A 5,026-nucleotide genomic window follows, 5' to 3' on the forward strand; every position below is an offset into this window, starting at 1 on the left:
CCCTGGCCGCCTCCTCGTCCGCCCAGCGCTCCGCCGTGTAGGCGACCGCGGTCCGCAGCGGCCGGAGGAACGGGTTGGCGCAGGCGGCGAGTTGGACCAGCAGCAGGTGCCGGTGGTGCCGGGCGGCGAGATGGGCGCGCTCGTGCGCGAACAGCGCGCGGCGCTCCCGGGACGCGAGACAGCCGAGCATCGCGGTGGACACCACGATCCGGTCGCGGGGACCGCCCGGCAGGGCGTAGGCGTACGGCGTGGTGTCGGGCAGCACCGCCACCGGCGTGCGCGGCAGCCCCCGCAGCGCGGCGTGGGCGCGGCGCCGTACCCGGCCGTGTCGCAACAGGGCGCGGGCGCAGCTCGCCACGACCGCGAGCAGCGCGGGGATCGCGGCCTTCCCGGCGATCTCGTGCCGGGGCACGCTCTCGCGCACCTCGGGGTCCGACCAGCCGTCCGGCAGGGGATTGCCGGGCAGCTGGGCCGTGCCGACGACCATCAGCAGCGCCAGACACAGCGTGCTGCACAGCGCCATCACCGTGGAGACGCCGGTCAGCAGCAGGGTGGCGGTGCGCGGATGGAGGCGTTGCTCGGCCAGGCGCGCGATCGGCCAGGCCGTGAGCGGCAGGATCAGGGGGAGGAGGGCGAAGATTCCCATGCGTGCTCAGTCCTCGTCGGCGGCCTGGTCCAGCAGTTCGCGCAGCACTTGCTCGTCGCCCTCGGGCAGCGCGGTGAGGAAACTCGCCAGCACCGCCCGGCGGTCCTGCTCGCCGTCCAGGACCTTGCGCATCTTCAGCGCGGCGAGCCCCGCCTCGTCCGCGGCGGGCAGCCACACGAACGACCGGCCCTCACGTCTGCGGGTGACGGCGTTCTTCGCCAGCAGGCGCGCGAGCACCGTCATCACCGTCGTGTAGGCGAGGTCGGCCGCCAGGTGCTCCCGCACCCAGCCCGCGGTCACCGGCGCCCCCGCCTCGTGCAGCGCCGCGAGCACCCGTGTTTCCAGCGCACCCTGCGCCCTGCGCCGGCGGCGCGTGTCGGGCTCCGTCACCGCTGTCTCCCTTCTGCCGGGCCGCTCTGCCGGGCCGCGCCTCAACCCCTCGTGCCGGAGGAACGTCACATCGTACAGAGCGGTCACCCCTGGCCGGATTCCGCTGCGCGCGGCGGCGTCCGGCCGTACCGTACGGCTCGTAAATTCTACAGTGTTGTAGATTCAAAGCGGGTTCGGGACACGGATCCGAACCGATCGTGAGCGTGGAGGGACGAACCATGGGAGTTTCCCTGGCCAAGGGCGGAAACGTGTCGCTGAGCAAGGAGGCACCGGGACTGAGCGCGGTACTCGTGGGACTGGGCTGGGACGTGCGGACCACCACGGGCGCCGGCTTCGACCTCGACGCCTCCGCCCTGCTGCTGAACAACTCGGGCAAGGTCGTCTCCGACCGTCACTTCGTCTTCTACAACAACCTCACCAGCCCGGACGGCTCCGTCGAGCACACCGGCGACAACCTCACCGGCGAGGGCGAGGGAGACGACGAGACCCTCAAGGTGAACCTCGCCGCGGTGCCCGCCGAGGTCGACCGGATCGTCTTCCCGGTGTCCATCCACGACGCCGACGCGCGCGGCCAGAGCTTCGGCCAGGTGCGCAACGCCTTCATCCGTGTCGTCAACCAGTCCGGCGGCGCCGAACTCGCCCGCTACGACCTGTCGGAGGACGCCTCGACCGAGACCGCGATGGTCTTCGGCGAGCTGTACCGGGCCGGTGGCGAGTGGAAGTTCCGGGCCGTCGGGCAGGGCTACGCCTCCGGACTCGCGGGCATCGCGGGCGACTTCGGCGTCAACGTCTGACGCGGTACGGCATACGGCACGGCCAGAGAACGAGAGAGAGCGAGGCGACCGGTGTCGGTCAACCTGAGCAAGGGCCAGCGGATCAGTCTGAGCAAGTCCGACGGCGGTGCGCTGACCGCCGTCCGCATGGGCCTGGGCTGGCAGGCCGCACCGCGCAAGGGGTTCCTGGCCAAGCTGGCCGGCACCCGTGAGATCGACCTGGACGCCTCCGCCCTCCTGTTCGCGGGCGGACAGCTGACGGACGTCGTCTTCTTCCAGCATCTGGTCAGCGAGGACGGCTCGGTGCGGCACCTCGGCGACAACCTCACCGGCGGCGCGGGCGCCGGGGATGACGACGAGGTCATCCTGGTGGACCTGCCGCGCGTCCCCGGCCATGTCGACCAGATCGTCTTCACGGTCAACTCGTTCACCGGGCAGACCTTCACCGAGGTGCAGAACGCGTTCTGCCGGCTGGTCGACGAGCGCACCGGCCAGGAACTCGCCCGCTACACCCTCAGCGGCGGTGGAGCGTATACGGCACAGATCATGGCGAAGCTCCACCGCGGCGGCTCCGGCTGGCAGTTGACGGCCCTGGGCGAGCCGGCCGCGGGACGGACGTTCCAGGACCTGCTGCCCGCCGTCGCCGCCCATCTCTGAGCGGCGGACTCCAGGAGCGGGGTCAGTCGCGGGAGTTGCCGAACAGCAGGCGGTAGCCGATGAGCAGCACCAGGGAGCCACCGATCGCCGCGCCCCAGGTATAGAGGTCGAAGAAGTGCTTCTCCACCGGGCGGTGGAGGAAGTGGGAGGAGAGCCAGCCTCCGACGAAGGCGCCCGCGATGCCGATCAGCGTCGTGCCGATCAGGCCGCCCGGGTCGCGGCCGGGCAGCAGGATCTTGGCGATGGCTCCGGCGAGCAGGCCGAGGATGATCCAGCTGATGATGCCCACGATGTTGTCCTTCAGTCGGGTCGGAATCCGCGTCTGGTGCGCCGGACGCCGACACTGCGGTTTGCCTGTTCGCGCAAGCCTAGGGGGTTGTCGAGGCCCTCTGGGCAGCGGGTTCGGCCCCTGGTGATGAGCCGTAAAGGTTCTGCAACATGATTAAGACATTGCGCAATCGTGGAACCGATAGCGGCTCAGAACCGTTGATCATGATGGACGCGGTAAGTGTGAGCGACTGCGGAGGACGTGGATGAGTGTGTCCCTGACCAAGGGCGGCAATGTGTCGCTGAGCAAGCAGGCCCCGGGTCTGACTGCGGTGACGGTCGGGCTGGGCTGGCAGGCGAACACCGGGTACGAACCGGACGCCAGCGCGCTGTTGTGCGACCAGTCGGGCCAGGTGCTGTCCGACGGGCACTTCGTCTTCTTCAACAACCTGAGCAGTCCCGACGGTTCGGTCCGCCACTCCGGCGGCGCCAGTCCGGTCGACGGCGACGCCCAGCGCATCGAGATCGACCTGACCAGGGTCCCGGACCGGGTCGAGAAGATCGTCTTCCCCGTCTCCCTCTACGAGGGCACGAGCCGAGGTCAGTCCTTCGGCCAGGTGCACCGGGCACACATCCGCGTCCTCGACCGGGACAGCGGCGCCGAAATGGCCCGCTACGACCTCGCCCTTGGCGGCCTGTCGACCGAGACGGCACTCGTCTTCGGCGAGCTGTACCGGCACGGCGCGGAGTGGAAGTTCCGCGCGATCGGCCAGGGGTACGCCTCGGGCCTCGCCGGCATCGCCACGGACTACGGCGTCGCCGTACTGCGGGAGGCGCCCTCGGCACCGAGTCCGGCACCGAGTCCGGCACCGAGTCCGGCACCGAGTCCGGCCCCGGTCACCACCCCGCAGCCGACCGGCGGTGCAGCTACGCCGCCCGTCCCGCCGAAAACGCTGGCGGTCGCACCGCCGGCCCCGGCGTCCGCCACATCTCCGCAACCCACCGGGAGTTCGACTGTGACCTGCTTCTTCGACCCCAATCACGGCCCGGGCGTCACGACCGTGACCTGGTCCCCGCAGTGGGGCGTGCCCCGCCCCGTCCAGACCTGCGGCGCCTGCGCGCAGCGCGTGCAGACCACGGCGCCGCCGTTCTACACCCCGCCGCAGCAGGGCTATCCGCAGCCCGTGGCACAGGGCTATCCGCAGCAGGGCTATCCGCAGCAGGGGTACCCGCAGCAGGGGTACGGACAGCCGTACGGCGACCACGACCACCACCAGCAGGGCGGTGGCCGGCGCTTCGGCACGGGCGCGCTCATCGGCGCTGGCGCGGCCGGCCTCATCGGCGGCGCGCTGCTCAACGAAGCGTTCGACGACGATGAGCCGGAAGTCGTGGTCAACAACTACTACGAGGAGGACTGAGCCCTCTCCCGCGAGGATCGAGTCCTCTGCCAGGAGGACTGAGCCCTCCCCCATGTCTCCTGGCCCGCGCTCCCACGCGGGCCGTCCCGCAGCCGCCCGAACGCCGGAACCCGCCGCCTACACTGGGTGGGCGCCTGTACGTCGGTCGTGACGAACGCGGGGACGGGAGAAGACTGTGACGGAGAACGCCGCCGGCTTCGAGGATCCACCCGCCGAGGTACTGGCGGAGGCCGCGGCGGCGTTCGGCCTGCTCGCCTCCTCCGCCCGGCTGCACCTGATGTGGGCCCTGGCGCAGGGGGAGAGCGATGTCACGCATCTCGCCGACCGGGTGGGTGGCGCTCTGCCCGCGGTCAGTCAGCACCTGGCGAAGCTGAAACTGGCCGGACTCGTCCGCTCCCGCCGCGAGGGCCGCCGGCAGGTCTACTACATCGACGACCCCGACGTCGTGACCCTGGTCCGGGTGATGGTGGGCCAGCTGACCGCGCGCTCGCGTCACGCCGCCACGCCTTTCCAGGGCCTGCGCCGGACGGGCGGCTGAGAGCACCGCGCACGCGTACGGCCGCCCTGCGCGGTCCGTTTACGGCCCTGTGTGCGTTTCGCCCCCTCCTGGATGTGGCCCGGCTACGTTCTTATATCCGTTCTTATGTATGGCGCGTAGACTCCCGATCTCGTACCGGCCCGGTCCGCACAGAGGTTCCATGAGGCACCTCAGCTGTGAATCGTGTGTGTATCTGTGCTGTTCGAGGCCGCTCGTTTGTTAGATTGCGCAACCACGCAAGCAAGGCGGAGTGGCACGCTCCGCCCGCCCGTACATCGCCGCGCGGGCTGGGCCGTACACCCCACGGACCGGTCTGACGGGCCCGACCGTTCATGGG

The 5,026-nt window shown here is 70.6% G+C and carries 7 protein-coding genes; 4 read left to right on the forward strand and 3 right to left on the reverse strand.

All coding sequences use genetic code 11. The features are described 5' to 3' along the window. Positions 1 to 646: M56 family metallopeptidase (locus M878_RS88665; protein WP_023553263.1), on the reverse strand; the 646-nt coding region annotated here is incomplete at its 3' end. A 6-nt stretch (positions 647 to 652) separates the two neighbouring features. Continuing rightward, positions 653 to 1,036 carry a BlaI/MecI/CopY family transcriptional regulator gene (locus M878_RS88670; RefSeq protein WP_023553264.1) on the reverse strand — a complete coding sequence of 128 codons (384 nt, stop codon included), beginning with the start codon at positions 1,034 to 1,036 and terminating at the stop codon, positions 653 to 655. Positions 1,037 to 1,254: 218 nt separating this feature from the next. Between M878_RS88670 and M878_RS88675 the strand changes: the two genes are divergently transcribed. After that, a complete protein-coding gene (locus M878_RS88675; protein ID WP_023553265.1) occupies positions 1,255 to 1,830 on the forward strand; it encodes a TerD family protein in 576 nt (191 codons plus the stop codon). A gap of 51 nt (positions 1,831 to 1,881) precedes the next feature. After that, positions 1,882 to 2,466, forward strand: a complete 585-nt coding sequence (locus M878_RS88680) for a TerD family protein (RefSeq protein ID WP_023553266.1) — start codon at positions 1,882 to 1,884, stop codon at positions 2,464 to 2,466. Between the two features lie 22 nt (positions 2,467 to 2,488). On the opposite strand, the gene M878_RS88685 is transcribed toward M878_RS88680, so the two are convergent. Continuing rightward, positions 2,489 to 2,755: a GlsB/YeaQ/YmgE family stress response membrane protein gene (locus M878_RS88685; RefSeq protein WP_023553267.1), complete on the reverse strand. Its 267-nt coding sequence runs from the start codon at positions 2,753 to 2,755 to the stop codon at positions 2,489 to 2,491. A gap of 244 nt (positions 2,756 to 2,999) precedes the next feature. Here M878_RS88685 and M878_RS000000101200 point away from each other — a divergent pair, with 244 nt between their 5' ends. Then, positions 3,000 to 4,151 carry a TerD family protein gene (locus tag M878_RS000000101200; protein ID WP_023553268.1) on the forward strand — a complete coding sequence of 384 codons (1,152 nt, stop codon included), beginning with the start codon at positions 3,000 to 3,002 and terminating at the stop codon, positions 4,149 to 4,151. A gap of 175 nt (positions 4,152 to 4,326) precedes the next feature. Continuing rightward, positions 4,327 to 4,689, forward strand: a complete 363-nt coding sequence (locus M878_RS88695) for an ArsR/SmtB family transcription factor (RefSeq protein WP_023553269.1) — start codon at positions 4,327 to 4,329, stop codon at positions 4,687 to 4,689. Positions 4,690 to 5,026: the final 337 nt, after the last annotated feature.

Origin of the sequence: Streptomyces roseochromogenus subsp. oscitans DS 12.976 (assembly GCF_000497445.1) — a bacterium.
Taxonomy (GTDB): domain Bacteria; phylum Actinomycetota; class Actinomycetes; order Streptomycetales; family Streptomycetaceae; genus Streptomyces; species Streptomyces oscitans.